Source organism: Roseovarius aestuariivivens (genome assembly GCF_004761875.1).
GTDB lineage: Bacteria > Pseudomonadota > Alphaproteobacteria > Rhodobacterales > Rhodobacteraceae > Roseovarius > Roseovarius aestuariivivens.
The window spans coordinates 118,342-141,942 of the sequence record NZ_SJEY01000001.1 but is presented as its reverse complement, the minus strand read 5'-3'; the positions used below and the strand labels follow the sequence as shown (position 1 = coordinate 141,942).

General features: G+C 63.3%; 37 protein-coding genes. 8 read left to right on the top strand and 29 right to left on the bottom strand.

The annotated features are described in order from the left end of the window. Positions 1-61: 61 nt before the first annotated feature. The 9 genes from EZV60_RS00730 to EZV60_RS00690 all read right to left on the bottom strand — a co-directional run bounded on the left by EZV60_RS00730 (position 62) and on the right by EZV60_RS00690 (position 6,724). Entirely contained in the window at positions 62-1,078 is a 1,017-nt protein-coding gene (locus EZV60_RS00730; protein ID WP_135501143.1) for a DNA-directed RNA polymerase subunit alpha, read from the bottom strand. A gap of 118 nt (positions 1,079-1,196) precedes the next feature. Then, complete coding sequence (gene rpsK, locus EZV60_RS00725; protein WP_135501141.1) at positions 1,197-1,586, bottom strand: 30S ribosomal protein S11; 390 nt, start codon at positions 1,584-1,586, stop codon at positions 1,197-1,199. A 15-nt stretch (positions 1,587-1,601) separates the two neighbouring features. Continuing rightward, a complete protein-coding gene (gene rpsM / locus EZV60_RS00720; RefSeq protein ID WP_135501139.1) occupies positions 1,602-1,970 on the bottom strand; it encodes a 30S ribosomal protein S13 in 369 nt (122 codons plus the stop codon). A gap of 364 nt (positions 1,971-2,334) precedes the next feature. Further along, positions 2,335-2,688, bottom strand: coding sequence for a hypothetical protein (locus EZV60_RS00715; protein WP_135501137.1), 354 nt, complete (start codon positions 2,686-2,688; stop codon positions 2,335-2,337). Between the two features lie 16 nt (positions 2,689-2,704). Continuing rightward, entirely contained in the window at positions 2,705-3,349 is a 645-nt protein-coding gene (locus tag EZV60_RS00710) for an adenylate kinase (RefSeq protein ID WP_135501135.1), read from the bottom strand. Continuing rightward, complete coding sequence (gene secY, locus EZV60_RS00705) at positions 3,346-4,710, bottom strand: preprotein translocase subunit SecY (RefSeq protein WP_135501133.1); 1,365 nt, start codon at positions 4,708-4,710, stop codon at positions 3,346-3,348. Before secY ends, EZV60_RS00710 begins: the two co-directional genes overlap by 4 nt. Before the next feature lie 117 nt (positions 4,711-4,827). Further along, entirely contained in the window at positions 4,828-5,313 is a 486-nt protein-coding gene (rplO, locus tag EZV60_RS00700) for a 50S ribosomal protein L15 (protein WP_135501131.1), read from the bottom strand. Positions 5,314-5,584: 271 nt separating this feature from the next. Beyond that, positions 5,585-6,025, bottom strand: a complete 441-nt coding sequence (locus EZV60_RS00695) for a GFA family protein (protein WP_135501129.1) — start codon at positions 6,023-6,025, stop codon at positions 5,585-5,587. A gap of 96 nt (positions 6,026-6,121) precedes the next feature. Continuing rightward, complete coding sequence (locus EZV60_RS00690) at positions 6,122-6,724, bottom strand: dimethylsulfonioproprionate lyase family protein (RefSeq protein ID WP_135501127.1); 603 nt, start codon at positions 6,722-6,724, stop codon at positions 6,122-6,124. Between the two features lie 145 nt (positions 6,725-6,869). Here EZV60_RS00690 and EZV60_RS00685 point away from each other — a divergent pair, with 145 nt between their 5' ends. Beyond that, positions 6,870-7,571 carry a vWA domain-containing protein gene (locus EZV60_RS00685; RefSeq protein ID WP_245306158.1) on the top strand — a complete coding sequence of 234 codons (702 nt, stop codon included), beginning with the start codon at positions 6,870-6,872 and terminating at the stop codon, positions 7,569-7,571. 151 nt (positions 7,572-7,722) lie between these two features. Here the strand turns inward: EZV60_RS00685 and rpmD are convergent, their stop codons facing one another. The 15 genes from rpmD to EZV60_RS00620 form a co-directional block, all read right to left on the bottom strand. Continuing rightward, entirely contained in the window at positions 7,723-7,911 is a 189-nt protein-coding gene (gene rpmD, locus EZV60_RS00680) for a 50S ribosomal protein L30 (protein ID WP_135501125.1), read from the bottom strand. A 3-nt stretch (positions 7,912-7,914) separates the two neighbouring features. Further along, on the bottom strand, positions 7,915-8,490 hold the full coding sequence (rpsE, locus tag EZV60_RS00675; protein ID WP_135501123.1) for a 30S ribosomal protein S5: 576 nt from the start codon (positions 8,488-8,490) through the stop codon (positions 7,915-7,917). Between the two features lie 117 nt (positions 8,491-8,607). Further along, positions 8,608-8,967 (bottom strand): 50S ribosomal protein L18, encoded by a 360-nt coding sequence (rplR, locus tag EZV60_RS00670; protein WP_135501121.1) that lies wholly within the window; start codon positions 8,965-8,967, stop codon positions 8,608-8,610. A 12-nt stretch (positions 8,968-8,979) separates the two neighbouring features. Then, entirely contained in the window at positions 8,980-9,513 is a 534-nt protein-coding gene (rplF, locus tag EZV60_RS00665; RefSeq protein WP_135501119.1) for a 50S ribosomal protein L6, read from the bottom strand. 11 nt (positions 9,514-9,524) lie between these two features. Then, complete coding sequence (rpsH, locus tag EZV60_RS00660) at positions 9,525-9,917, bottom strand: 30S ribosomal protein S8 (protein ID WP_135501117.1); 393 nt, start codon at positions 9,915-9,917, stop codon at positions 9,525-9,527. A 12-nt stretch (positions 9,918-9,929) separates the two neighbouring features. Further along, positions 9,930-10,235, bottom strand: a complete 306-nt coding sequence (gene rpsN, locus EZV60_RS00655) for a 30S ribosomal protein S14 (RefSeq protein WP_135501115.1) — start codon at positions 10,233-10,235, stop codon at positions 9,930-9,932. Between the two features lie 18 nt (positions 10,236-10,253). Further along, a complete protein-coding gene (gene rplE, locus EZV60_RS00650; protein WP_135501113.1) occupies positions 10,254-10,817 on the bottom strand; it encodes a 50S ribosomal protein L5 in 564 nt (187 codons plus the stop codon). After that, a complete protein-coding gene (gene rplX / locus EZV60_RS00645; RefSeq protein ID WP_135501111.1) occupies positions 10,810-11,121 on the bottom strand; it encodes a 50S ribosomal protein L24 in 312 nt (103 codons plus the stop codon). Before rplX ends, rplE begins: the two co-directional genes overlap by 8 nt. A 1-nt stretch (position 11,122) precedes the next feature. Beyond that, complete coding sequence (gene rplN, locus EZV60_RS00640) at positions 11,123-11,491, bottom strand: 50S ribosomal protein L14 (RefSeq protein ID WP_057794990.1); 369 nt, start codon at positions 11,489-11,491, stop codon at positions 11,123-11,125. 66 nt (positions 11,492-11,557) lie between these two features. Further along, the gene (gene rpsQ / locus EZV60_RS00635) at positions 11,558-11,788 is read right to left on the bottom strand and encodes a 30S ribosomal protein S17 (protein WP_135501109.1); all 231 of its coding nucleotides are present in this window, start codon (positions 11,786-11,788) and stop codon (positions 11,558-11,560) included. Positions 11,789-11,800: 12 nt separating this feature from the next. Then, positions 11,801-12,001, bottom strand: a complete 201-nt coding sequence (gene rpmC / locus EZV60_RS00630) for a 50S ribosomal protein L29 (protein ID WP_135501107.1) — start codon at positions 11,999-12,001, stop codon at positions 11,801-11,803. Positions 12,002-12,275: 274 nt separating this feature from the next. Then, positions 12,276-12,938, bottom strand: a complete 663-nt coding sequence (locus EZV60_RS00625) for a hypothetical protein (protein ID WP_135501105.1) — start codon at positions 12,936-12,938, stop codon at positions 12,276-12,278. A 322-nt stretch (positions 12,939-13,260) separates the two neighbouring features. Then, positions 13,261-13,398 (bottom strand): hypothetical protein, encoded by a 138-nt coding sequence (locus EZV60_RS18960; protein WP_167853430.1) that lies wholly within the window; start codon positions 13,396-13,398, stop codon positions 13,261-13,263. 50 nt (positions 13,399-13,448) lie between these two features. After that, positions 13,449-13,592 carry a hypothetical protein gene (locus tag EZV60_RS18955; protein ID WP_167853429.1) on the bottom strand — a complete coding sequence of 48 codons (144 nt, stop codon included), beginning with the start codon at positions 13,590-13,592 and terminating at the stop codon, positions 13,449-13,451. A 170-nt stretch (positions 13,593-13,762) separates the two neighbouring features. Further along, positions 13,763-14,383 carry a TIGR02466 family protein gene (locus EZV60_RS00620; RefSeq protein WP_135502160.1) on the bottom strand — a complete coding sequence of 207 codons (621 nt, stop codon included), beginning with the start codon at positions 14,381-14,383 and terminating at the stop codon, positions 13,763-13,765. Between the two features lie 332 nt (positions 14,384-14,715). Between EZV60_RS00620 and EZV60_RS00615 the strand changes: the two genes are divergently transcribed. From EZV60_RS00615 to EZV60_RS00595, 5 genes are all read left to right on the top strand, one after another. After that, positions 14,716-15,177 (top strand): lysozyme family protein, encoded by a 462-nt coding sequence (locus EZV60_RS00615; RefSeq protein ID WP_135501103.1) that lies wholly within the window; start codon positions 14,716-14,718, stop codon positions 15,175-15,177. A gap of 169 nt (positions 15,178-15,346) precedes the next feature. Further along, on the top strand, positions 15,347-15,886 hold the full coding sequence (locus EZV60_RS00610; RefSeq protein WP_135501101.1) for a CARDB domain-containing protein: 540 nt from the start codon (positions 15,347-15,349) through the stop codon (positions 15,884-15,886). Positions 15,887-16,042: 156 nt separating this feature from the next. Then, positions 16,043-16,930: a calcium-binding protein gene (locus EZV60_RS00605; protein ID WP_135501099.1), complete on the top strand. Its 888-nt coding sequence runs from the start codon at positions 16,043-16,045 to the stop codon at positions 16,928-16,930. A 218-nt stretch (positions 16,931-17,148) separates the two neighbouring features. Then, entirely contained in the window at positions 17,149-17,331 is a 183-nt protein-coding gene (locus tag EZV60_RS00600; RefSeq protein WP_135501097.1) for a hypothetical protein, read from the top strand. A gap of 183 nt (positions 17,332-17,514) precedes the next feature. Continuing rightward, complete coding sequence (locus EZV60_RS00595) at positions 17,515-18,942, top strand: phospholipase D family protein (protein WP_167853428.1); 1,428 nt, start codon at positions 17,515-17,517, stop codon at positions 18,940-18,942. A 280-nt stretch (positions 18,943-19,222) separates the two neighbouring features. Here EZV60_RS00595 and rplP read toward each other — a convergent pair whose 3' ends face one another. Genes rplP through rplB form a run of 5 tightly spaced genes read right to left on the bottom strand, consistent with a single transcriptional unit; the run spans position 19,223 to position 21,867 of the window. Further along, positions 19,223-19,636 (bottom strand): 50S ribosomal protein L16, encoded by a 414-nt coding sequence (gene rplP / locus EZV60_RS00590; RefSeq protein WP_135501093.1) that lies wholly within the window; start codon positions 19,634-19,636, stop codon positions 19,223-19,225. 12 nt (positions 19,637-19,648) lie between these two features. Next, positions 19,649-20,359, bottom strand: coding sequence for a 30S ribosomal protein S3 (gene rpsC, locus EZV60_RS00585; protein ID WP_135501091.1), 711 nt, complete (start codon positions 20,357-20,359; stop codon positions 19,649-19,651). After that, positions 20,359-20,739 carry a 50S ribosomal protein L22 gene (gene rplV / locus EZV60_RS00580; RefSeq protein WP_135501089.1) on the bottom strand — a complete coding sequence of 127 codons (381 nt, stop codon included), beginning with the start codon at positions 20,737-20,739 and terminating at the stop codon, positions 20,359-20,361. Before rplV ends, rpsC begins: the two co-directional genes overlap by 1 nt. Positions 20,740-20,742: 3 nt before the next feature. Beyond that, a complete protein-coding gene (rpsS, locus tag EZV60_RS00575) occupies positions 20,743-21,021 on the bottom strand; it encodes a 30S ribosomal protein S19 (protein ID WP_135501087.1) in 279 nt (92 codons plus the stop codon). Positions 21,022-21,024: 3 nt separating this feature from the next. After that, entirely contained in the window at positions 21,025-21,867 is an 843-nt protein-coding gene (gene rplB / locus EZV60_RS00570) for a 50S ribosomal protein L2 (RefSeq protein WP_135501085.1), read from the bottom strand. A 331-nt stretch (positions 21,868-22,198) separates the two neighbouring features. Here rplB and EZV60_RS00565 point away from each other — a divergent pair, with 331 nt between their 5' ends. Both EZV60_RS00565 and EZV60_RS00560 read left to right on the top strand, forming a co-directional pair. Beyond that, the gene (locus EZV60_RS00565) at positions 22,199-22,552 is read left to right on the top strand and encodes a phasin family protein (protein ID WP_167853427.1); all 354 of its coding nucleotides are present in this window, start codon (positions 22,199-22,201) and stop codon (positions 22,550-22,552) included. A 284-nt stretch (positions 22,553-22,836) separates the two neighbouring features. Further along, positions 22,837-23,583, top strand: a complete 747-nt coding sequence (locus tag EZV60_RS00560) for a VPLPA-CTERM sorting domain-containing protein (RefSeq protein ID WP_135501081.1) — start codon at positions 22,837-22,839, stop codon at positions 23,581-23,583. Positions 23,584-23,601 lie beyond the last annotated feature (18 nt).

The window sequence follows — 23,601 nt, the reverse complement described above, 5'->3', positions numbered from 1 at the left end:
GAAGCGGCCTTAGCGAGGCACGCCCGACCGGTCAAGCCGTAGGGCGTGCTTCAGCGCGCCCTCAGAACTGGTCTTCGAACTTCTTGGCGAGGTCCTCGATATTGTCCGGCGGCCAGTCCTCGACATCCATGCCGAGATGCAGACCCATGCCCGAGAGCACTTCCTTGATCTCGTTGAGCGACTTGCGGCCGAAGTTCGGCGTGCGGAGCATCTCGGCTTCGGTCTTCTGGATGAGGTCGCCGATATAGACGATGTTGTCGTTCTTCAGGCAGTTCGCCGAGCGCACCGACAGTTCCAGTTCGTCCACCTTCTTGAGGAGCAGCGGGTTGAACTCCAGACCGTCGTCGTCGTCCTGGCGGGTGGCCGACTCCGGCTCGTCGAAGTTGACGAAGATCGACAGCTGGTCCTGCAGGATGCGCGCGGCGTAGGCCACGGCGTCCTCGGGCGTCAGCGAGCCGTCGGTCGTGAGCTTCATGGTCAGCTTGTCATAGTCGAGCACCTGGCCCTCGCGGGTGGGCTGCACGTCGTAGCTGACCTTCACGACCGGCGAGTAGATCGCGTCGATGGCGATGAGGCCGATGGGCGCGTCTTCGGGCTTGTTCTTGTCGGCGGCAACGTAGCCCTTGCCGGTGTTGACGGTCAGTTCCATGAAGAGATCCGCGCCCTCGTCGAGGTGGCAGATCACGTGGTCCTTGTTCAGGATCTCGATGCCGGCGCTGTCGGTGATGTCGCCGGCGGTGACGACGCCCGGCCCCTTTGCCGAGATCGACAGGCGCTTGGGTCCTTCGACTTCCATGCGGATGGCGACGCCCTTGAGGTTCAGGACGATGTCGGTCACGTCCTCGCGGACACCGGCGACCGAGGAAAACTCGTGCAGCACGTTGTCGATCTGCACCGAGGTGATGGCCGCGCCCTGCAGCGACGACAGAAGCACGCGGCGCAGCGCGTTGCCCATGGTAAGGCCGAAACCGCGCTCGAGCGGTTCGGCCACGACGGTGGCCTGACGCAGCGGGTCATTGCCCGGCTTGATGTCAAGCTGGGTCGGCTTGATGAGTTCAGCCCAATTCTTATGGATCATGCGATCCCTCCATTCCTGTTCTCAGCCCCATGTCCAAAGGCCGGGAACGCCCGAGGTTTCAAAATGACGGAATGGGGCCGTGAAAATTCACGCGGCCCCACCCGGAAAATACTGTCGATCAGACCCGGCGGCGCTTCGGCGGGCGGCAGCCGTTATGGGCAATCGGGGTCACGTCGCGAATGGACGTGATGTTGAAGCCCACGGCGGCGAGGGCGCGCAGCGCGGATTCACGACCGGACCCGGGGCCCTGCACTTCGACCTCAAGGGTCTTCATGCCGTGTTCCTGCGCCTTGCGGCCCGCATCCTCGGCGGCCATCTGTGCGGCGTAGGGCGTCGATTTACGCGAGCCCTTGAAGCCCATCGTGCCGGCCGACGACCACGCGATTGCGTTGCCCTGCACGTCCGAGATCAGGATCTTGGTGTTGTTGAAGGATGAGTTCACATGCGCCACGCCTGTGGCGATGTTCTTGGAAACCTTGCGCTTGGTGCGACGGGTATCTCGTGCCATTGTCTCAGCCCTCCCTTATTTCTTCTTGCCGGCGATGGGTTTCGCCGGGCCTTTGCGGGTGCGCGCGTTGGTATGCGTGCGCTGGCCGCGAACGGGCAGGTTGCGACGGTGGCGCAGGCCGCGGTAGCAGCCGAGATCCATCAGACGCTTGATGTTCATCTGCACCTCGCGGCGCAGATCGCCTTCGACGGTGTAGTTGGCGTCGATATGCTCGCGCATGGCCACGACTTCGGTATCCGACAGTTCGTTGACGCGGCGGGCCGGGTCGATGTTGACCGCCTCGCAGATCGAGCGGGCCGAGGAGTGACCGATACCGGTGATGTAGGTGAGGGCGATCGGGACCCGTTTGTGGGTCGGGATGTTTACGCCGGCGATACGTGCCAAATCATATATCCTTTTCGTTGCGGTTCCGTAGCTCCAGAACCTTTTTTCACAACGTAGGCCCGAGCGTGATGCATCGGGCCGCAGCTGAATTCAGGTGGTCAGATTCACTGGCGGGCGCGACCCGCAACGGGAATCATGGTCTCAGTTGAGATGGTGCTGGTTAGGAGGAAACGGGCGGAGCGTCAACCCTGTGTCAAGATATTTCCCGGCCGATTTGGTTTACCGGTCCGGACAGCGTCGCCGGCACGCGAAAAGACGCCCATCGTGTTGCGCCGCCCCAGGACGAAGACGGCGGCGGAGAAGATCAACAAGGTCTTCGGCGCTGCCACCTTTGGCGAGTGACCGGGGCCGCAATACCCGACCCTCACGGCGTGGAAGGCGGGGCAAAGCGCGTGGCGGCGAGCTCTCGGACGAGCGTCATGAACAGCGCGAAGGCGTCACGGTCGGAAGGCGTGGCGGCGGCGATCATCGCGGCCCAGCCACAGCTGCGGTCATCCCCGAGCCGCTGCGAGACGAAGGCGTGGAAGTCGGCGAACAGCTCGGCGAAGGGGTCGTCGTCGCCCGTGACGGCGCGGTGCATCATCCAGCCATGCAGGGTTTTGTGCACGGCCCCGAGCTCGTAAGCGCCGTAATACATGCCGGGGCGCGTTTCGGCGGTCAGCAGGAAATCCAGCAACGGCGAGCGGACGTCGAATTCCTGCTGAGGGCGAAGGCGCATGGCGGGCGCGTCCGCCTTACCCGTCCAGGGCCCCGGTGATGCGCGCTTTGACCTCGTCGATCTCGCCCAGCCCGTCGATGGATTTGAGCGTGCCCTTGGCGTGATAGTAGCCGATGAGCGGCGAGGTCTTCTTGTAGTATTCCATCAGCCGCTGCTTGAGGCTGTCCTCGTTGTCGTCCGAGCGGCGCTTGACCTCGGTCGAGCCGCAATTGGCGCATTTGCCGTCTTCGGGCCAGGGCTTGGTGATGTCGTTATAGACCGCGCCGCAGCCGCCGCAGGTCGAGCGCGCGGTGATGCGCTTGACCAGCGCCTCGTCGTCGACGCGCATTTCGATCACGGCATCGAGCGTCTGACCCACGTCGGACAGGAGATCGGCCAGCGCATCGGCCTGCGCAAGTGTGCGGGGAAATCCGTCGAAGATGAAGCCCGCGCCGCTGTCGCTGGCGAGCTTTTCGCGGATCAGCCCGATCACGATATCGTCGGTCACGAGATCGCCGCGCGCCATCACGTCGGCCACGATCTGTCCCATTTCCGTACCGCTGTCCTTGGCCTCGCGCAGCATGTCGCCGGTGGAAAGCTGGGTCATGCCGCGGGCCTCGACGAGGATCTGTGCCTGAGTGCCTTTGCCGGCGCCCGGCGGTCCGAGGAGAATGATGTTCATCGGCGCGCGGCCCCCTTCCTGCGTGAGCGTTTGCGACCCTTGCCGCTGAGCTGTGATTTCTCGATCAGGCCCTCGTATTGATGCGCCAGAAGATGGCTCTGGACCTGCTGGATGGTGTCCATGGTGACCGACACCACAATCAGGACCGAGGTGCCGCCGAAATAGAACGGGATGGCGAACTGGCTTCGCAGGACCTCGGGCAGCAGGCAGACGAGCGCGAGATAGCCCGAGCCCAGCACAAGGATGCGGCTGACCACGTATTCAAGGTACTCAGCCGTCTTCTTGCCCGGGCGGATGCCGGGTACGAAGCCGTTCTGGTTCTTGAGATTGTCGGCCACGTCATCGGGTTTGAAGGACACGTTATACGTATAGAAATACGTGAAGAACACGATCATCGCCGTGAAGAACACCAGATAGGCGGGCTGTCCGGGGCCGAAATAGGCGAGGATGGTCGACAGCCACGGCGAGGTCTGGTTGCCCGAAAAGGTGGCTACGGTCGCAGGCAGAAGCAGCAGCGAGGACGCGAAGATCGCCGGGATCACGCCGGCCGGGTTGACCTTGACCGGCAGGTGCGAATTGCCGCCGTCATAGACCTTCATCCCGACCTGGCGGCGGGGATACTGGATGTGGATCTTGCGCAAGGAGCGTTCCATGAACACCACGAAGGCGATGACCGCCACGACCATGATCATCACGCCGATGATCACCGCCGGAGAGATCGCGCCCGAGCGGCCTTGGCTGAAGAACTGCGCCAGCGCCGCCGGCACCTCGGCAATAATGCCCACGAAAATGATGAGCGAGATGCCGTTGCCCACGCCGCGCGCGGTGATCTGCTCACCCAGCCACATCAGGAACATGGTGCCGCCCACCAGCGTGATCATGCAGCTGGCGATGAAATAGAAGCCCGGATCGGAGGCAAGGCCCCCCGATTGCAGCGAGGCCGCGAGGCCATAGGATTGCAACGTGGCCAGGAACACCGTGCCGTAGCGGGTGTACTGGTTGATCTTCTTGCGGCCCTGCTCGCCCTCTTTCTTGAGCTGTTCGAGCGCCGGCACCATGGCCGTCATCAGCTGCACGATGATCGAGGCCGAAATGTAGGGCATGATGCCCAAGGCAAAGATACCCATCCGCCCCAGCGCGCCGCCGGTGAACATCGAGAGCATCCCCCCGATGGAGCTTTGCGCGCCAGCCATGAATTCGCGCAGTTCCGCGCCGTCGATGCCCGGCACGGGCAGGAAGGTGCCCAGCCGGTAGACGATCAGGATGGCGATGGTGAAGACGATGCGCTTGCGAAGCTCGGTGGCTTTGCCGAAGGCCGACCAGCTTGTGTTGGCGGCCATCTGTTCTGCTGCGGATACCATGCGCGGTCTCTTTTTGCTTTGTTATGGCAAACGCCGCCAGAGCCGTTTTCCGGCCAGGCGGCGTTTTTGGAAAAACTAGGAAGTTATGTAAGGGGCGAGACGCCCGCTCACAACCTCTTATTCAGCCGTCTGGTCGGACGCCGGTGCGGAGGCGGTCGTCACAGAGCCGCCCGCCTTTTCCACGGCCTCGACCGCGGATTTCGACGCGCCGGTCACCTCGAGCGTGAGCTTGGCGGACACGTCGCCTTTGGCCAGCACGCGGATGCCGTCGAGCTTGCGGCGCACAAGGCCCGAGGCCACGAGCGCGTCCTCGGTGATGGTCTGGCCCGCGTCAAGCTTGCCGCCATCGACGAATTTCTGGATCAGGCCGAGGTTGACCACGGCGAATTTCTTGCGGTTGGGCTTGTTGAAGCCGCGCTTGGGCAGGCGCTGATAGAGCGGCATCTGGCCGCCTTCATAGCCTGCGATGGCCACACCCGAACGGGATTTCTGGCCCTTGATGCCGCGGCCGGCGGTCTTGCCCATGCCCGAGCCCGGGCCACGGCCGACGCGTTTTTTGCGTTTGGTTGCGCCTTCGTTGTCGCGCAGTTCATGCAGTTTCATGTTCGCTTCTCCTGAAGCCGGATGTGACCCCCGAAGCGGTGGGGCCAACCACGGCATGCCGATATGTGATTCCATGGTCCCGAAAGACCACCTGCGGGCGTATAGACGGGATGCGCGCGCCTTTCAAGGGGCGGCTAAAGGCGCGCCTTCACGGGCGGCAGGCGCATGGAATGGCGTGCCGGCTATGGCTGACCGGGGTGGCCGCGTCGCAAGGCCCCCTGCCCTGCGGTGCCGGCCGGGCAAGGGGCGATCAGTCAGAAAGACGGGGCGTTCAGGCCGCCGAGGCGGGCCAGCTGAAATCGGGGCGCAGACCCTCGTAGACAGGGCGGCCGTCATCGGGCTTGGCGTAGCCTTTGCTCTCGTCCCAGAACGCGTGATAGGTGGCGTCCGGGAAGGCCGCATCGTCATAGCCCATCACGTTGGGCACGGCGACGCGGATGCGCTTTTCCTTGTCGTCCAGCATCAGCGCGGCGCCGCACTCGGCGCAGGTACAAAGCTCCAGAGGGCCGTCGGGATTGTCGGCGTTGAAGGGCTGGCGGTTCATCTCGCCGCCCTCGGCCTTGAGATCGCCCCAGTTGAAGAAGGCGACATGGGTGGTGTGCTGCCCTGTGACGGACTTGCACACGTTGCAATGGCATTCGTGATTGTCGATCGGCTCTGCCGTCGCCGTCACCTTGACGTGCGCGCAGCCGCCGGAATACGGATTGGTCATTTCGAAATTCCCCCCTGTTTTTTTGCGGTCGGGCAAAGCCGCGACCAGAATGCAGTATGCCGCATTTCCGGTTGAAAATACAGGGGCTTGACGCGCTCAGGCCGGATCGCCGGCGCGCAGTAACCAGAAGGCGAAAAGCGGCGTGTTGAAGGAACGCATGGCGTGCAGGATATGGGGCGGATTGTAGAAGCTACCGCCCGGGCCGGGGGTGAACCACGCTCCCTCGCCCTGCCGGAACGCGCCGTCGGTCAGGACGAGATAGGTCTCTTCCGGCGGGTGTGAGTGATCGGGATAGCGCATGTATGGGGCCAGAAGAGAGGCCCCAAGCCAGACATCGGCGCGCCGTTCCAGCCCGCCGGGTCCAAGGATGAGCGCGTTGGCGTGGCCCTCGGCGATATTGGCGCTGGCATGGGTCATATCGCCCTGACGGCGGGTCCAGGTCAGGTGCGGCTCCAGCGCGTGGAACGCCTGCAGGAGGGTTTCGAGCGCGGGGTCGGTCATGCGGGCCGGGTCGGCGGCGGCGGCGAGTTCGGCGCAGACCGGCAGGCGGGCGCCGGGCGTGTCGGAGATGTCGCCGGGACGGCCTAGCGCGCGGGCGCAGGCGGAGATCGAGGCCTGTGCCCGCGCATCCGTGGCGCGCACCGCGAAGGCGGTGAGCGCGGCTTCCAAGAAGTTTTGCAGGGCGGCGGGTCTGGGCATGGGCGGATCCTTTGCCGTGATGCTGCCCGAGCGGTCGGTGAAAGGCAATCGGCGGGTGGCGGCAAGGGCGCGCTGAAGCACGCCCTACGGTGGCGGCGGCGCATCGCAGGCTTGCCTTTGGCGGGGGATCGCGGTGTCATGAGGGATGCGCCCCGCTCTGCCCTTCCTCCTCTGTCTTGCGGTTTCCGCGCCCGTTGCGGCGCAGGATTGCGCGCGCGACGCGATGCTGGTGCTGGATGGGTCGGCCTCGATGGGCGAGCTGGGGTTCGATGTCAGCGCGCCCACGCGGATGGAGGAGGCGCGCGCGGCGCTGGGTCGCGCGATGCCCCGGATCGCGCCGGTGCGGCGGGTGGGGCTACTGATCTACGGGCCAGGCGGCGTGGGCGGGTGTTCGGGCGTGGATCTGCGGTTTGCGCCAAGGGCGGATGCCGGGGCGGCGGTGCTGGGCGAGGTCGAGCGGGTGGCGCCCGGCGGGCTGACGCCGCTGGCGGGGTCCGTCGAGGCGGCGGTGGAGGTGCTGGGGCGCGACGGGATCGTAGTGCTGGTGACCGACGGGAACGAGACCTGCGGCGGGCGGCCCTGCGCGCTTGGGGCGCGGTTGGCGCGCGAAAGGCCGGGGATCACGGTGCATGTGATCGGCTTCCGCGTGGTCCATGACCCGTTTTCCTGGAACAGCCCGGAGGCGGCGGGGTATGACGGCAAGACGGTGGCCAAGTGCCTGCCCGATGCCACGGGCGGGCGGTACGTGGACACGCAGACGGTGGACGAGCTGGCGGCGGCGCTGGAGCAGGTGCTGGGCTGTGCGGTGATTGGGTCGAGCCCGTTACGCGCGGTGGTGCCCAGCTGATTGAACACAGGGGTGCGCTGAAGCACACCCTACAACGGATCGGTAGGCCGTGCTTCAGCGCGGCCTCGGGGACAGGCAAAACGAAACGCCCCGGCCATTCCTGACCGGGGCGCCTGATCTCGTAGGCCGTGCTTCAGCGCGGCCCGGGGCCTTAGCCCTTTTCTTCGACGATCTCGACCAGATGCGGGATCTTGTTGATCATACCGCGAATGGAGGGAGTGTCTTCCAGCTCGCGGGTGCGGTGCATCTTGTTGAGGCCCAGACCGACCAGCGTCTGGCGCTGGATCTTGGGGCGGCGGATGGGAGAGCCCACCTGCTTGACGACGATGGTCTTTGCCATGGTTTACGCCTCCTCGGCTACTTGGTCGGACGCGGCCGGGGCCTCGTCGCGCTTGGGCAGGATGTCGGCGACCTTCTTGCCACGGCGCTGCGCCACCATGCGGGGCGAGCTTTCCTTGGACAGGCCGTTCAGCGTGGCGCGGATCATGTTGTAGGGGTTCTGCGACCCGGTCGACTTGGCGACCACGTCCTGCACGCCCAGCATCTCGAAGACGGCACGCATCGGACCACCGGCGATGATGCCGGTACCTTGGGGTGCGGTGCGCATCACGACCTTGCCGGCGCCGTGGCGGCCTTCCATGTCGTGGTGAAGGGTGCGGCCTTCGCGCAGCGGCACGCGCATCATCTGACGCTTGGCCTGCTCGGTCGCCTTGCGGATCGCCTCGGGCACCTCTTTGGCCTTACCCTTGCCGAAGCCGACGCGGCCCTTCTGGTCACCCACGACCACGAGTGCTGCGAAGCCGAAGCGCTTGCCGCCCTTGACGGTTTTGGAAACCCGGTTGATCGCAACCAGGCGATCGGCGAATTCGGGGCTTTCGTCGCGGTCGCGACCACGTCCCCGGTTGTCATCTCTTGCCATGAACGGCGTCCTTTTCGTTGTCGTGGCGCGGCGTGGCGCCCGGTTTGGTCAATCCAGGTGAGCCCTGATGGAGGTGCTCCCGGATCATCGAGGCGGGCAAGGCTGCCCGCCTACGCTTTAGAGTTTCAGACCCGCTTCACGCGCGGCGTCTGCGAGGGCCTTGATACGGCCGTGGTAGAGAAATCCACCCCGGTCGAACTGGGCCTCGGTCACACCGGCGGCCTTTGCGCGCTCGGCGATGGTCTCGCCGATCTTGGCGGCCGCTTCGAGCGTGTTCTTGCCGTAAAAGCCAAGATCCTTTTCGAGGGTCGAGGCCGCGGCGAGGGTCACGCCATTGAGGTCATCGATGATCTGCACGCTCATGTTCTTGGACGAGCGATGCACCGAAAGCCGAGGACGGCCCGAGTTGACCTTGCGAAGTTTGCTCCGAACGCGCAGGCGGCGTTTCTGGAACAGTTGTCTTTTGCTGTTTGCCATCTGTCGCGTTCCTTACTTCTTCTTGCCTTCCTTCTGGAAGATGTACTCGCCCTTGTAGCGGATGCCCTTGCCCTTGTAGGGCTCGGGCCGGCGCCAATCGCGGATATTGGCCGCGACCTGGCCGACGAGCTGTTTGTCATGGCCTTCGACCACCAGTTCGGTGGGCTTGGGCGCGGTGACGGTCACACCTTCCGGAACTTCGAAATCGACATCGTGGCTGAGGCCGAGGTTCAGCTTCAGGACGTTGCCCTGCATCTGGGCACGATAGCCCACGCCGCGGATCTCGAGCTCTTGCTTGAAGGGCTCTTTCGAGCCGTGCACGAGGTTGGCGACGATGGTGCGGGTCATGCCCCACTGCTGACGGGCGCGCTTGGACTTGCCGCGCGGCGTCACGGTGATGGCGCCGTCGCCCACCTCGATCGACACGTCATCGGTCGCGGTGAAGCTCTTGGTCGCCTTGGGGCCTTTGACCTCGATGGTCTGGCCGGACACGGTGGCGGTGACGCCATCGGGCAGGGCCACGGGTTGTTTACCGATACGAGACATGTGCGGCCTCCTTAGAATACGGTGCAGAGCACTTCGCCGCCGACATTGGCTGCGCGCGCGGCTGCGTCCGACATCACACCCTTGGGGGTGGAGACAATCGACACACCCAGGCCCTGACGGACCGAGGGGATGTCCTTGACGCCCATATACACCCGGCGACCGGGCTTGGAGACCCGCTTCATCTCGCGGATGACGGGGGCGCCATCGAAGTATTTCAGGCTGATCTCGATGGCCGGGTGGCCATTCTCGCCCGTGGTGTTCTCGAAGCCACGGATATAGCCTTCGTTGGCCAGCACATCCAGAACGCGGACGCGCATCTTGGAGGCCGGCACCATGACGGTGGATTTGCCACGCATGCCCGCGTTGCGGATACGGGTGAGCATATCGCCGATAGGATCGTTCATCTCATTCCCTCCTTACCAGCTCGACTTGACCATGCCCGGAAGCTGACCCGACGAGCCTAGATCGCGAAGTGCGATACGGCTGATCTTGAGCTTACGGTAATAGGCGTGCGGCCGGCCGGTGAGCTGGCAGCGGTTGTGCAGGCGGGTTGCCGAGCTGTTGCGCGGCAGTTGCGCCAGCTTCAGGGAGGCGCGGAAGCGATCCTCCATCGGCTTGTCCTGATCGTTGATGATCGCCTTGAGCGACGCCCGCTTGGCGGCGTACTGAGCCACGAGGCGCTGACGCTTCTTCTCGCGCTCGATCATTGCTTTTTTAGCCATGTTCCAAATTCCTCGCGATTAGCTGCTGAAGGGCATGTTGAAGTGCTTCAACAGCGCCTTGGCTTCAGCGTCGGTCTTCGCCGTGGTTCCGATGACAACGTCAATGCCCCAGACCTCGTCGACCTTGTCGAAGTTGATTTCGGGGAAGACGATGTGTTCCTTGATGCCCGTGGCATAGTTGCCACGGCCATCGAACGACTTGCCCGACACGCCGCGGAAGTCCCGGATCCGGGGCATCGCGACGGTGATCAGCCGGTCGAGGAATTCATACATGCGGTTGCCGCGCAGGGTCACCTTGGCGCCCATCGGCATGCCTTCGCGAACGCGGAAGCCGGCGATGGAGTTCTTGGCGACGGTCACGACGGCATGCTGGCCGGCGATGGTGGTCAGGTCCTCCTGGGCCGACTTGGCCTTCTTGGAGTCCTTCACCGCCTCGGCGCCGCATCCGATGTTCAGCACGATCTTTTCCAGACGCGGGATCTGAAGGTCGTTGGTGTAGCCGAATTCTTCTTTAAGCGCGGCCTTGATCGTCTCGTTGAACTGCTGGCGCAGACGCGGCACGTAGGTTTCAGTATCAAGCATCGATCACGTCCCCCGTGGTCTTGGCGTAGCGCACTTTCTTGTCGCCCTCGGTCTTGAAGCCGACGCGGGTCGGTTTGCCGTTGGCGTCGAGATAGGCCAGGTTGCTGAGGTCAATCGGCATCGCCTTGGGCAGGCGGCCGCCCTGGCTGGTCTGGCTCTGGCGGGTGTGGCGGATGGCCATGTTGATGCCCTCGACCACGGCTTTGCCGGCCTTGGGGTCAACGGAAGAAATGGTGCCTTCCTTGCCCTTGTCCTTGCCGGCGAGCACGACGACCTTGTCGCCTTTTTTCAGTTTCGCAGCCATGTCACAGCACCTCCGGGGCGAGCGAGATGATCTTCATGAAGTTCTTTGCGCGAAGTTCACGGACCACCGGGCCGAAGATACGCGTGCCGACCGGTTCACCTGCGTTGTTCAGGATCACGGCGGCGTTGCGGTCGAAGCGGATGGCGGTGCCGTCGTCGCGGCGGATTTCCTTGGCGGTGCGCACGACGACGGCCTTGCGCACGTCGCCCTTCTTCACACGGCCGCGGGGGATGGCTTCCTTCACCGAGACGACGATGATGTCGCCGACGGAGGCGTATTTACGCTTGGAACCACCCAGGACCTTGATGCACTGCACCCGGCGAGCGCCGGAGTTGTCAGCGACATCCAGATTGGTCTGCATCTGGATCATATGGTTTCTCCCGACCTAAGGGGTAACGACCCCTGGGTTTCGATTGAACCGGAAGGTTGTGCGGGCTTAGGCCTGCAGAACCTCCCAGCGTTTCGTCTTGGATTTCGGCGCGCATTCGATGATGCGAACCGTGTCACCCACCTTGTAGGTGTTGTTCTCGTCGTGAGCCCGGTACTTCTTGGACTTACGGATGGTCTTCTGCAGCACGGGGTGCTTGAAGCGGCGCTCGACCGATACGGTGACGGTCTGGGCGTTTGCGTCGGAGGTCACGACGCCTTGCAGGATACGCTTGGGCATTGTGGCTCTCCTTTATTCAGCAGCCGAGGCGGCTTTTTCGTTCAGCACGGTCTTCACACGTGCCACGTCCCGGCGGACCGTTTTGATCCGTGCGGGGTTCTCAAGCGAGCCGGTGGCGGCCTGAAAGCGCAGGTTGAACTGCTCTTTCTTGAGATTTGCCAGATCCTCGCGGAGCTGGTCGGGCGTCTTGTCGCGCAACTCTGTGGCGTCCATTGTGCCGTCGTCCTTTCGTCAAAACACCGGAAAGCCCCTGACGGTAAGCTCAGGGTCACCTTGGAACCCGGTGGATGAATTGCAAACAAACGAATCCCCGCAACGCGCGGGGAGCCGTGGATTGGGGCCGTATAAGGGGTGATCCGGTTTGGGGCAAGGGGTTTCCGGCTTTTTTCCGCCGCGATAGGACCAGCACCGGAAAGGCGTGACGCCCGCGGGACAGGAACGGCGTTTGGCCCCCTGCCCCGCGTGCGCCAAAAGCGCGCCTTTTGGCTCAGTTGCAGACCTGCGCGCGGACGCGGTTGCAGTCAATCACGTAGTCATCCGTCAGCGTGCGCCGGCTGCTGCACTTCTTCTGCGGGTCGTTGCCGCTGTTGGTGATGGCGACCAGCCGGACATGCACCGACGCGTTGTTCTGGAACTGGTACTTGCCTTCACGGAAAAAGCAGCAGACCTGTGTTTCCAGCGCGCTTTTGACATCGCCGCGCGTTGCGACGACCTTCTGCTTCTTGACGTTGGTCGGATGCACGCCGTCATGGCAGATGGCGGCCGGATCGTGTCCGTCCTTGCGTTCCTGAACGCAGGTCCGGGTCAGGTCGTAGCCCTTGATTTCGGCTGCGGCGAGACAGGCCTCGGGCGCGTCCCGGGTGTAGCCGTCGTCCTGGGTTCCATCGCGGTTGAAGGGATGATGCGACCAGCGATTTTCCCACTGTGTCCGCATGCAGCGCACGGCGCGGCTCTTGGCCTGCGTGCGGCACTTGTTCGGGTTGATCGCCGGGCAACTGCCCCGGGCGCTGAACCCGTCGAGCCAGCCGCCGAAGGTGCCGCCCGTGGTTTCCCACAGATAGCCGGCGTCGCAATGCCGGGATTCCGCAAACGCTGGCGGGGTGGTGAACGTGATCAGGACAAAGACAAGGCTCGCGAAAGAAAGTCGCATGGGTAATCTCCTTTTTCAAAACAAGAGCGCGAGATTTGACGGAGCCGATGAAATGCTGGCTCGTCCCCGCGCGGGCAAAAAATACCGCTTACCGGGAAAGTCGTATCAATTAACACCTCTATAAGGGTGCCACGAAGACGATTCGAGCAAGCCTCGTGCTCGCGTCAGGGGCTTATGCGCGGATTTCGTCTTATGCGGGAGGACGTGCATCGCAGCGCTGCCGCGCGACATGGCCAGGATCGGCAAAAGAGGACGATCCGGGTCGAGGCATGGGGTTTCACCCTAATTCCCCAAGGATTTTCAGCCCTAGTGCCGGGCTCTGTCAGGATCCTGTTTCGGAATCGTCCTCATCCTGCGCCGGCTTTGCCTTTGCAGGATCCGCGGGGTCTTTGGGTGTCTTCTGCTTGGCCTCGTCATCGCGCAGACGGGCCTCTTTCTTCTTGAAGTCATTGAATGACATTGCACGTCCTTTGCGGCGTTACGCCTTGGGCCAGCGGGCGGGTCGCGGTTCTAGATATATTTGAAGGCCAGCCATACGAAGGCTACGGCAAGGCCGATGGCCACAAGCCGTGTGGTGCGCCCGCTTGCGCGAAAGAGCGCGCGCTCGGCTTTCATGCGCAGGCCAAGGGCCTGGTTGAGCGGTTTCTTTTCCAAATGACGATGCCTCTGCAGCCGCATCCGGGAGGATACGGTGTGAATGCCACTGGTCGCGGAAGGCTGTGGAGGCGCACAATCGGCAGCATGGCGGTAGAGCGCATCTTGTCCACGCTTTTGCAGTATAGACCGCGCCCGGCGGTGTCAATCGCGCCCCGGCGAGCGGCAGATCAGCCCCAGCTGTAGTTGAAACTGACCGAGATGCGGTCGTCCTCGGCCATGTTGACGGGCACCTCGTGTCTGAGCCAGCTTTCCCAGAGGAGCACGTCGCCCACCTTGGGGGCGACGGGCACGAAGGTCTTGAGGTCTTCGCGGGCGCCCTTGCGGCGGGCGGGGGCGGCCATCATCAGGCCAGAGCGCGGATCCTCGAGCTTGAGCGCCGAAGTGCCCTCGGGCATGGCGATATAGGTGGTGCCGGAAATGACCGAATGGGGGTGGATGTGGCTGCCGTGGCTGCCGCCCTCGGGCAGGATGTTGATCCAGATATCCTCGAGCTTGAGGTCGCGCCCGTCGAGGTCGAACTCCAGATCCTCGGCGAAGGCGGCGACATGGGCATCGAGCGATTTGACCAGATCGGCGAAGATCGGGAAGCGCCAGGGCAGATCGGTGAGCGAGGCGTAGGAGGTATAGCCGGGATAGGCGTTCTCCTCGCACCAGTCCTGGCCGGCCTCGTCATCCTCGGCGATGGAGTAGCAAGACGCGCGCAGTTCGGCCATGTCGAGCGCGGGGCTGTGATCGGCCAGCGCGGCGCGGTAGAGGCGGGTGACGAAAAGCGAGTGGATCTCGGGCATGGGCGTCCTTTCGGGCAGCGGTCGGGCGCCGGTCTGCGATGTTCCGGGGCGCGGCGCAAGGGTTTCTTCACAGCTTTGCGGCAGGGTGCGCGGCATGAGGATCGCCCTGCCCGTCTTGCTGATATTTTGTTGCGCGGCACCCGCCGCTGCGCAAAGCGTTCTGAGCGTCGGGCTGTTTACCGAGCGCGCACCGCTTTTCGAGGCGCGGCAGGGGGTGACGGGGCAGCGGGCGCGCGAGCCTTTTCGAGGATCGCGCCGAGGGTGGGCTTTTCGCCGCTCTGCCCGCGCGGCTCGATGCGCCTCTCTTGCGCGGCGGAACGAAGGCCGCGCGCTTGCGGGACCTTATTGCCCGGGCCGAGGCAGGGCGCGCGGGCTATGACGCGGTGCAGCTGGGCGCGCGGATGAAACCGCCCAAGCCGCCCACGGCGATGACCCTGCAGGAGATCTATGACTGGATCAAAGCCACGCCCGGTCAGCCCCACGCGATCGGGCGGTATCAGTTCATCCCGGCCACGATGCGCCATTCCGCAAAACGACTGGGCCTGCCGCCCGAGACGCGGTTCAGCGCGGAGGTGCAGGACCGGCTGGGCGATTTGCTTTTGGGCGATGCCGGGCTGGCGCGGGTCGAGGCGGGGCAGATGGCGCCAGAGACCTTCATGCAGAACCTCGCCAAGATCTGGGCCGGGCTGCCGGTACCGTCGGGGCGGTCCTATTACGAGGGGATCGCGGGCAACAAGGCGGTGCTGAGCTATGAGGCCTATGCGCGGGAAGTGCGGGGCATTCTGGGCGGTTGAACCGGCTTTTCCGACCTGCGCCGCCGGGTGCTGCGGCCTGCCGCCACCGAACCGCGCCCGAAAGATGGCCGGACCATGCGCGCCAAAGACCATGAGACGCCTCTTTTGAACGAAGTCGCCCCTGTCTGCGACGCATGTCCAGTACGAAACGCAAAGACAGGACAAGATCATGACACACGACAAGAAAACCATCGCCATTGCCGGCCTTCTGGCCTTCGGACTTATTTGCTCGGCCGCGAGCGCCGCCGATCTGAGGCTGAGAACCAAGGCGGCCGATCGAAAGATCGTCAAGCCGTCCGTTTCCAGAGTTCTGAAAGGCGCCATGCCGAACCTGCCCGATCTCGTGGTGATCCCGATCACGGCAAATGCCAGCGGCATGCCCAATACCGGCGTGTGCGGCGCATGGAGCGCGGGCTATGTGAACGTCAAGTTCAAGGTTCGCAATCAGGGCGCCGGGTCCGCCGAGTCGACCAGCCTGAACGTCATTCTGCAAAAGAACGGCCAATATGCGGGCGGCGCGGTCCTTCCGGTTCAATCGCTGAATCCCGGTCAGGAAACCACGGTGACCTTCCCGGTTCCGGCAGCGGCGCAGCCCGGGTATTCGCAATCGGTCAAGGTTCTGGGCCAGGTCGACGCGTCGCACTACATCGCTGAAACCTCGGAGTTCAACAACTCGCATACCGGCTTTTGCCATGGCCCCACGCCCTGACGCGCGGACGGTCGCCGCCTGCCACTGCCCCCGCCGCATGACCGGCGGGGGTTTTCCTGTGGCAAGACGGCCTGCCGCCATTTTGAACCTTCCCGGGGATGCGCGCGACCCATGGACAAGCGATCCAATCCATCCCCCTGACCGGAGGTTAAGACCATGAGCACCCGCCTTATCGCAGACGCGCTGAACAGCCTTTCACTTGAAACCTACACGCCCTTCGCCCCGTGGCTGAGCCTGATGGAAAGCCCCGTGGCGCCACCGTCCGACGACCCCTTGGCCGCCTGGGAGCTGCTTGAGCCGACGCGCGTCAGTCAGCCGGAGGCCGGTTTCGCGATCGGGTCCGGGGATAATCGGGGCGACGGCACGGCAACCTTGGGCAATTTTGCGATCCTGCCGATCGAGATCCACGGAGACGATGAGGACAACGTTCTTCACGGCAATGCCCAGGACAACTTGATCTACGGCTATGCCGGCAACGATACGATCTATGGCCATTCGGGACAGAACCAGATCGACGCGGGCTGGGGCGACGACGAGGTCGTGGGCGGCAGCGGCCTAGACGCCATCGCCGGCGGCAACGGCAACGACACGCTGTGGGGGGAAGGTGGCGACGATGCCCTGCGCGGCGGAAACGACGCCGACGAGATGCATGGCGGCGAAGGCGCGGACACCCTGTTCGGCGACGCGGGCCATGACGCGCTTTATGGCGATGCGGGCGACGACTGGCTGGCCGATCACGCCGGCGACGACACCTTTTCCGGCGGCACGGGCGCGGATACGTTCGTGTTCTCGTCGGACGGGGTTCTGACGCTGACACCCGGCGGCGGACAGGACCTTATCCTGGATTTCGAGCTTGGGGTCGACAAGCTTATCATTCGCAACACCGACCCGGATTTCACCGATCTGTCTTTTGCCGAATATATCGAGCAGCATGCCTTCGGCCAGGCCGATCCGGGCGTGGTGATCGAATGGGAAAATGGGCTGATCCGTCTGGAAGGCGTGTCGGTCGAGGACCTCAACCCGTGGGACATCGAACTGTGGTGAGACGCGGTGCACACGGACCGGACGAGCTTCCTCGCCAATATCACGGCGGGCGTTTTTTGGTCTCTGACCGGATCCGGTCGCAAATTTCGGGCTCGTTGCAAGCTGGTCGTGGCTTTCGCCCGCGCCCGACTTGACCCATCGGGACTTTGCCTGAACAGTTCTCTTGCACCTTCGCACGGTCGCACGCCGCGCTTCGACCAGAACCGAAAGGACACCTGATGCATTTCGACCTTGCACACGCCCTTGTGGCCGGGCTGCTTATTCTTGCGACGCTCTTCGGCATGCAGTGGCTTGGCTTTTACACCGCCCGTAAGGACGGCGGCCCACGGTGGAGCTGGCCGCTTTTTCTGGCGATCTTCGTCGTCATGACCGTGCTCAATCTCGTTTGGCCCTATGGGTAAGGGCGCGGTCCCCGCTGTCGCGAGTGCGTGGCCAGTGATATCGGCGGCGGGTCTGACGGCGGTTTCAAAGGTATGCTTTTGAGAGGTCTTCGCCTTGTTTCAGCTTTGCTTCTGCTTGGTCTTGGTCTTTACCTCGCGTCCGTGTCCAGTTGCACCTATGTCCCTTTCGAGCAAGACAAGGAGATGACACAGGCGCTATCGGGAGAGAGTACGGCGGCGGCGGACCTGTCGGAACAGGTCGTCGGCCCAGATGCCGAGGCCGCCGCATTCTTTCCCCTTCTGAGCGGAAATGACGCTCTGGGCGCGCGCCTGAAGCTGATCGAAAAGGCCGAGCGGTCGATCGATCTTAAAACCTTTCTGATCAAACCCGATGCGGCCGGAAAGCTCGTCTGGCTCGAGCTTTACGAAGCCGCCGCACGCGGCGTGCGGATCCGTCTGCTGTTCGACGACGTCTTCACGACGGCACGCGACGACCAGATCGCAACGCTGAATGCGCATCCCAATGTCGAGCTTCGGGTCTTTAACCCGTTGTCCCGGAACAGCGGTTTCGCGATGAATTTTATCCTAGATTTCAAGCGGGTGAACCGGCGCATGCACAACAAGGCCATGATCGTCGATGGATCCATTGCCGTGATCGGCGGGCGCAACATTGCCGACGAGTATTACCAGATCGGCACCGATCATGAGTTTGCGGATTTCGATATGCTGGTGGCCGGGGCGGTGACGGGCGAGGTGTCAGAGGCCTTTGACCTTTACTGGAACGATCACTGGTCGGTCCCGCTGGATCGCATCGCGACCTCTGATCCGAAGCCGTTACAGGACATCGTGGAGCGGTTCCGGTCTCAATCTGCGTCCCGAGAGTTCGAGGCCTATGGGCGCGCGATCAATTCGGAGTTCCTGAAGGCCGTCGAGCAGGGAACGGCGGCGCGCCATGACGGCACTGCCCGCGTCGTGGTCGACCACCCCGGCAAGCTGCGCGCGCGGCCCGGAGAGGGGCCGAGAGCGGTCGCCGATGCGCTTTACGAAACGCTTGGCGGCGCGGCGCGCGATATTCTAGTGATCACCCCGTATTTCGTACCGCAACAGAGGATTGCGGATGTTCTGGCCGAGCAGGCCGCCAAGGGGCGCAAGGTCAGGATCCTTACCAACTCGCTGGCATCGACGAACCACTCTTATGTGCACGGAGGCTATGCCGGGTATCGCGTGTCGTTGCTGAAAGCCGGTGTCGAGTTTCTTGAAGTCAGGTCCGATGCGCCCGCGCTGATCACGGGGCATGACACGCCGCTTACCATGCACACGAAGCTTGCCGTGATCGACGGGCAGACCGTCTTTGCCGGATCGACGAATGTCGATCCGCGCTCGTTCAATCTGAATTCCGAAATTGCCATGATCGTCGACAGCGCCTCGCTGGCCGGCGGGATCATCTCGCGGGTCGATGCGCTTGCGCCGGATTACGCCTTTGAGGTCGTGCTGGCAGAGAATGGCGGGCTGCAATGGCACTATACGGGCGAAAACGGCCCGGCCACTTTCGATCGCGAACCCGGAGCCGGGCTAATCAGCCGCATTGTCGCGCGTGTGACCGGCTGGCTTCCGGTTGAAGGGCAGCTTTGAAAACCGGCCCGGGTATGGCGCGAACCGGATCTCAAACCCGACCTTGAAGCATAGGGCGGACACCGCCGCGCCGTCCTGACGCCCGGATCCTGCTGCGCATCGGGCTTTAGGCGGAGAGACGCGCGTTTGGTTGCCACGGCAGTGAGTGACGCCTTGAGCGACGTCGCAAGAAAAAACCCCGCCGGTGCTCCGACGGGGGTTCCAATTTCTTCACCGGGGTGCGACCGCAATTGACGGCGTCAATCGCTTTCCCGCACGCGTCATTTCTGGCGAAATGACGTTACCAGTCCTCGCGGACGACGACGCGGGTCTTGATCGGCAGTTTCATCGCGGCGAGGCGCAGGGCCTCTTGCGCGACCGCCTCGCTGACGCCGTCGATCTCGAACATCACGCGGCCCGGCTTGACCTTGCAGGCCCAGAAGTCGACCGAGCCCTTACCCTTACCCATCCGGACTTCGGTGGGCTTGGAGGTGACGGGCGTATCCGGGAAGATCCGGATCCAAACGCGGCCCTGACGTTTCATGTGACGCGTCATGGCGCGGCGTGCCGCCTCGATCTGGCGCGCGGTGACGCGCTCGGGCTGGGTTGCCTTGAGACCGTAGGTGCCGAAGTTCAGATCAGAGCCGCCCTTGGCGTCGCCCTTGATCCGACCCTTGTGCATCTTGCGGAATTTCGTGCGCTTTGGTTGAAGCATGTCCTATCCTCCTCAGCGGCGGCCGCCGCCGGCACCACGGGGGGCCGGGCCGTCCTGCAGCTCTTGCGCCTTACGATCCCGCGCGGCGGGGTCATGCTCGAGGATCTCGCCTTTAAAGATCCAGACCTTGATGCCGATGATGCCGTAGGGCGTTTCCGCCTCGACATTGGCATAGTCGATATCCGCGCGCAGCGTGTGCAGGGGCACACGGCCCTCGCGGTACCACTCGGTCCGGGCGATCTCGGCCCCGCCGAGGCGGCCCGCGACGTTCACGCGGATGCCGAGCGCGCCCATGCGCATGGCGTTCTGCACCGCGCGCTTCATCGCGCGACGGAACGAAACCCGGCGCTCGAGCTGCTGGGCGATGCTTTCGCCGACGAGGGCGGCATCGAGCTCGGGCTTGCGGACCTCGACGATGTTGAGGTGCAGTTCGCTGTCGGTCATTTTCGACAGTTTCTTGCGCAGACCCTCGATATCGGCGCCTTTCTTGCCGATGATCACGCCGGGGCGCGCCGTGTGGATCGTCACCCGGCACTTCTTGTGCGGGCGCTCGATGATCACGCGGCTGATGCCGGCCTGCTTGCACTCTTTCTTGATGAAATCGCGGATCGCGATGTCTTCCAGCAGAAGATCACCGTAATCTTTCGTGTCGGCATACCAGCGGCTGTCCCAGGTGCGGTTCACCTGCAGGCGCATGCCAATCGGATTGACTTTATTTCCCATCAGGCTTGCTCCTCAACTTCACGCACCTTGATCGTCAGCTCGGAAAACGGCTTCAGGATCCGGCCGAACCGGCCCCGTGCGCGCGGGCGGCCGCGCTTCATCACGAGGTTCTTGCCGACATAGGCCTCTGCCACGATGAGTTCATCCACGTCCAGATTGTGGTTGTTCTCGGCGTTGGCGATGGCCGATTGCAGGCATTTCTTGACGTCCTGCGCGATCCGCTTTTTCGAGAAGGTCAGGTCGTTCAGCGCCTTGTCGACCTTCTTGCCGCGGATCATGGCGGCAACGAGATTAAGTTTCTGCGGGCTGGTGCGAAGCATCCGGAGCTTTGCCATCGCTTCGTTGTCAGCCACGCGGCGGGGGTTCTTTTCCTTGCCCATGACTTACTTCCGCTTCGCTTTTTTGTCGGCCGCATGCCCGTAATAGGTCCGGGTGGGTGCGTATTCGCCGAATTTCTGACCGATCATGTCCTCGGTCACGTTGACCGGCACATGTTTCTGGCCGTTATAGACGCCAAACGTCAGGCCCACGAACTGGGGCAGGATCGTCGAGCGACGCGACCAGATCTTGATGACTTCGTTGCGCCCCGACTCGCGCGATGCTTCGGCTTTTTTCAGCACGTAGGCATCGACGAAGGGGCCTTTCCATACAGAGCGGCTCATGTGTTAACGGCCCTTCTTCTTGGCGTGGCGCGAGCGCAGGATGAGTTTCTGCGACGCCTTGTTGGTGTTGCGCGTGCGTGCGCCCTTGGTCGGCTTGCCCCAGGGCGTGACCGGGTGACGGCCACCCGAGGTGCGCCCTTCGCCACCGCCGTGGGGGTGGTCGATCGGGTTCATCACGACGCCGCGGACGCTCGGGCGCTTGCCCATGTGGCGCACACGGCCGGCTTTGCCGAGGTTCTGGTTCGAGTTGTCGGGGTTCGACACGGCACCGACGGTGGCCATGCATTCCTGACGTACGAGGCGCAGTTCGCCCGAGCTCAGACGGATCTGGGCGTAACCGCCATCGCGGCCCACGAACTGGGCGTAGGTGCCGGCGGCACGCGCGATCTGGCCACCCTTGCCGGGCTTGAGCTCGATATTGTGGACGATTGTGCCGATGGGCATGCCGGCGAAGGGCATTGCGTTGCCCGGCTTGATGTCGGCCTTGGCGGACGACACGACCTTGTCCCCGATAGCGAGGCGCTGCGGGGCCAGGATATAGGCCTGCTCGCCGTCCTCGTAGCGGATGAGCGCGATGAAGGCCGTCCGGTTCGGATCGTATTCGATCCGCTCGACGGTGGCCGAGACATCGTATTTGCTGCGTTTGAAATCGACGATCCGGTAGAGGCGTTTCGCCCCGCCCCCGCGACGCCGCGAGGTAATCCGCCCGGTGTTGTTCCGGCCGCCCGATTTCGTCAGACCCTCGGTGAGGGATTTGACGGGACGTCCTTTGTACAGCTCCGAACGGTCGATCAGCACCAGCCCGCGCTGGCCCGGCGTCGTCGGCTTATACGACTTGAGTGCCATGCTTTCTGTCTTCCGTTTAGCAAACGGCAGGGCCCGGTTCCGGGATGTCCCGCCTATGTGATAGCCCCCCGGAGGTGGCCGTTTATATAGGCCCCCGCAGGTGCCCGGTTGAGATGCCTTGCGGCAAAAATGCACAGCCCCGGACGAATCCGGGGCCGTGCGGATGGGGTCTCGTAATAAAGCCGCGCGCCCGGGTCAAGGGGCAACACCCGACATTCGCGCGCACGATCCAGATCAATGTCGTCCGCGCGACAATATGGTATGGTGTGCAGGTATCACAGACGGCCCGCCTGCCAGGGGCGGCACTGCATCAGAAAAACGGGAGAAAACCATGACCAAATCGAAGACACCCACCGAAACCGCGGCGAGCGGCGTGGCGGCAATGACCGAAGCGATGATGAGCGCCAATCCGGCGATGGCAAAGCTGTGGTCGGACATGGCGACGGAAAGCGCGCGCTTCGTGTCAGAACGTCTGCAGGAGGATGTCAAGGCGCAGCGGGAGATGCTGGCCTGCAAGACGCCGGCCGAGCTGGCGAAGGTTCAGGCCGAGTTCTTTCAGAAGGCCATGAGCCAGTATACCGCCGAGGCTTACAAGATGTTCGAGATCATGACCGACGCCGGCGGAGAGGCGGTGAAGGGAGCCAAAACGGGTACGTCACGCGGCTATGACGACGTGCCGGTCTAAATACAAAATCCCAGCCATGAAATGGCCGAGATTTTGGAGGTCCGCCCGGCGGGCATTCGACCAACCTCCGCCTTTTTTGCGAACCATGCCGCGATACAAGGATTGCGCCCCGACCGCCGCCTCGGAAACATCTACCCCCGGCATATGGCGAGCATCCTCTGCCAAGGGATCGCGCAGGTCTGAAACGATATTGCCCTATCGCGCCCAATTGTGAAATTTCTTGGACAAGTCGACAAACTGATAATAAGCTCAAATAAAAAAACCATTCGTTTTAGGGGAATTTCATGAACACTCTGACTAAGACATGTTTTGCACTGCCACTTGCCCTTGCGCTGTCGGCTGGCACCGCCTCGGCCCTGACCGTGACCGCTCTCGATGCAAACGTGACGTCCAGTGCATTCGTTTCCGTCTCTGGTGGAGCAAGCGCGTCAACATCGCAGACCGGGACATGGACCAATCCACTTGACCCCTTGTCTGCCTTTACGGATGTAACGACCTTCACCCCCGGCGGAGCTTTCGCCAACGCGGGCTCGACCCTATCGGCAAACTTTGTCAGCGCCGCGCAGGGGTCCTTCGGCATTGTAGATGCGGGATGGACCAGCAGTAGCGACATCACGCCGGGCAGTGCGAACCTTATTGGCAGTGGATTTTACTACCAGTTCTCGCTCGACGACGCCGCCCGGCTGACGATCGATTTTGACATCTTTGCAGACGCCGCGAATACAACGAGCTTTGGACTCCAGGGGGTGGTCCTGCAAGAACTGGCGCCGGGCGTTTCCGGTCAGAACCTGGCCAATGCCACGGATCCCTCCGTGACGACAACGCTGATCTACGATCTCGCAGCCGGTGTCTATGAGATCGATATCGACCTGGTGTCGAATGTTAGTGGTGGGGTTCCTAAGTTCTCGCAGTTCGACGGAACGATCGACTGGGAAATCGAGGCGCTGAACGCGGTGCCGCTCCCGGCTGGCATGGTCCTGCTGCTGTCCGGTGCGTTCGCTCTGTACGGCCTGCGGCGGCGCAAGACCTGATATCGCATCACCATCTGC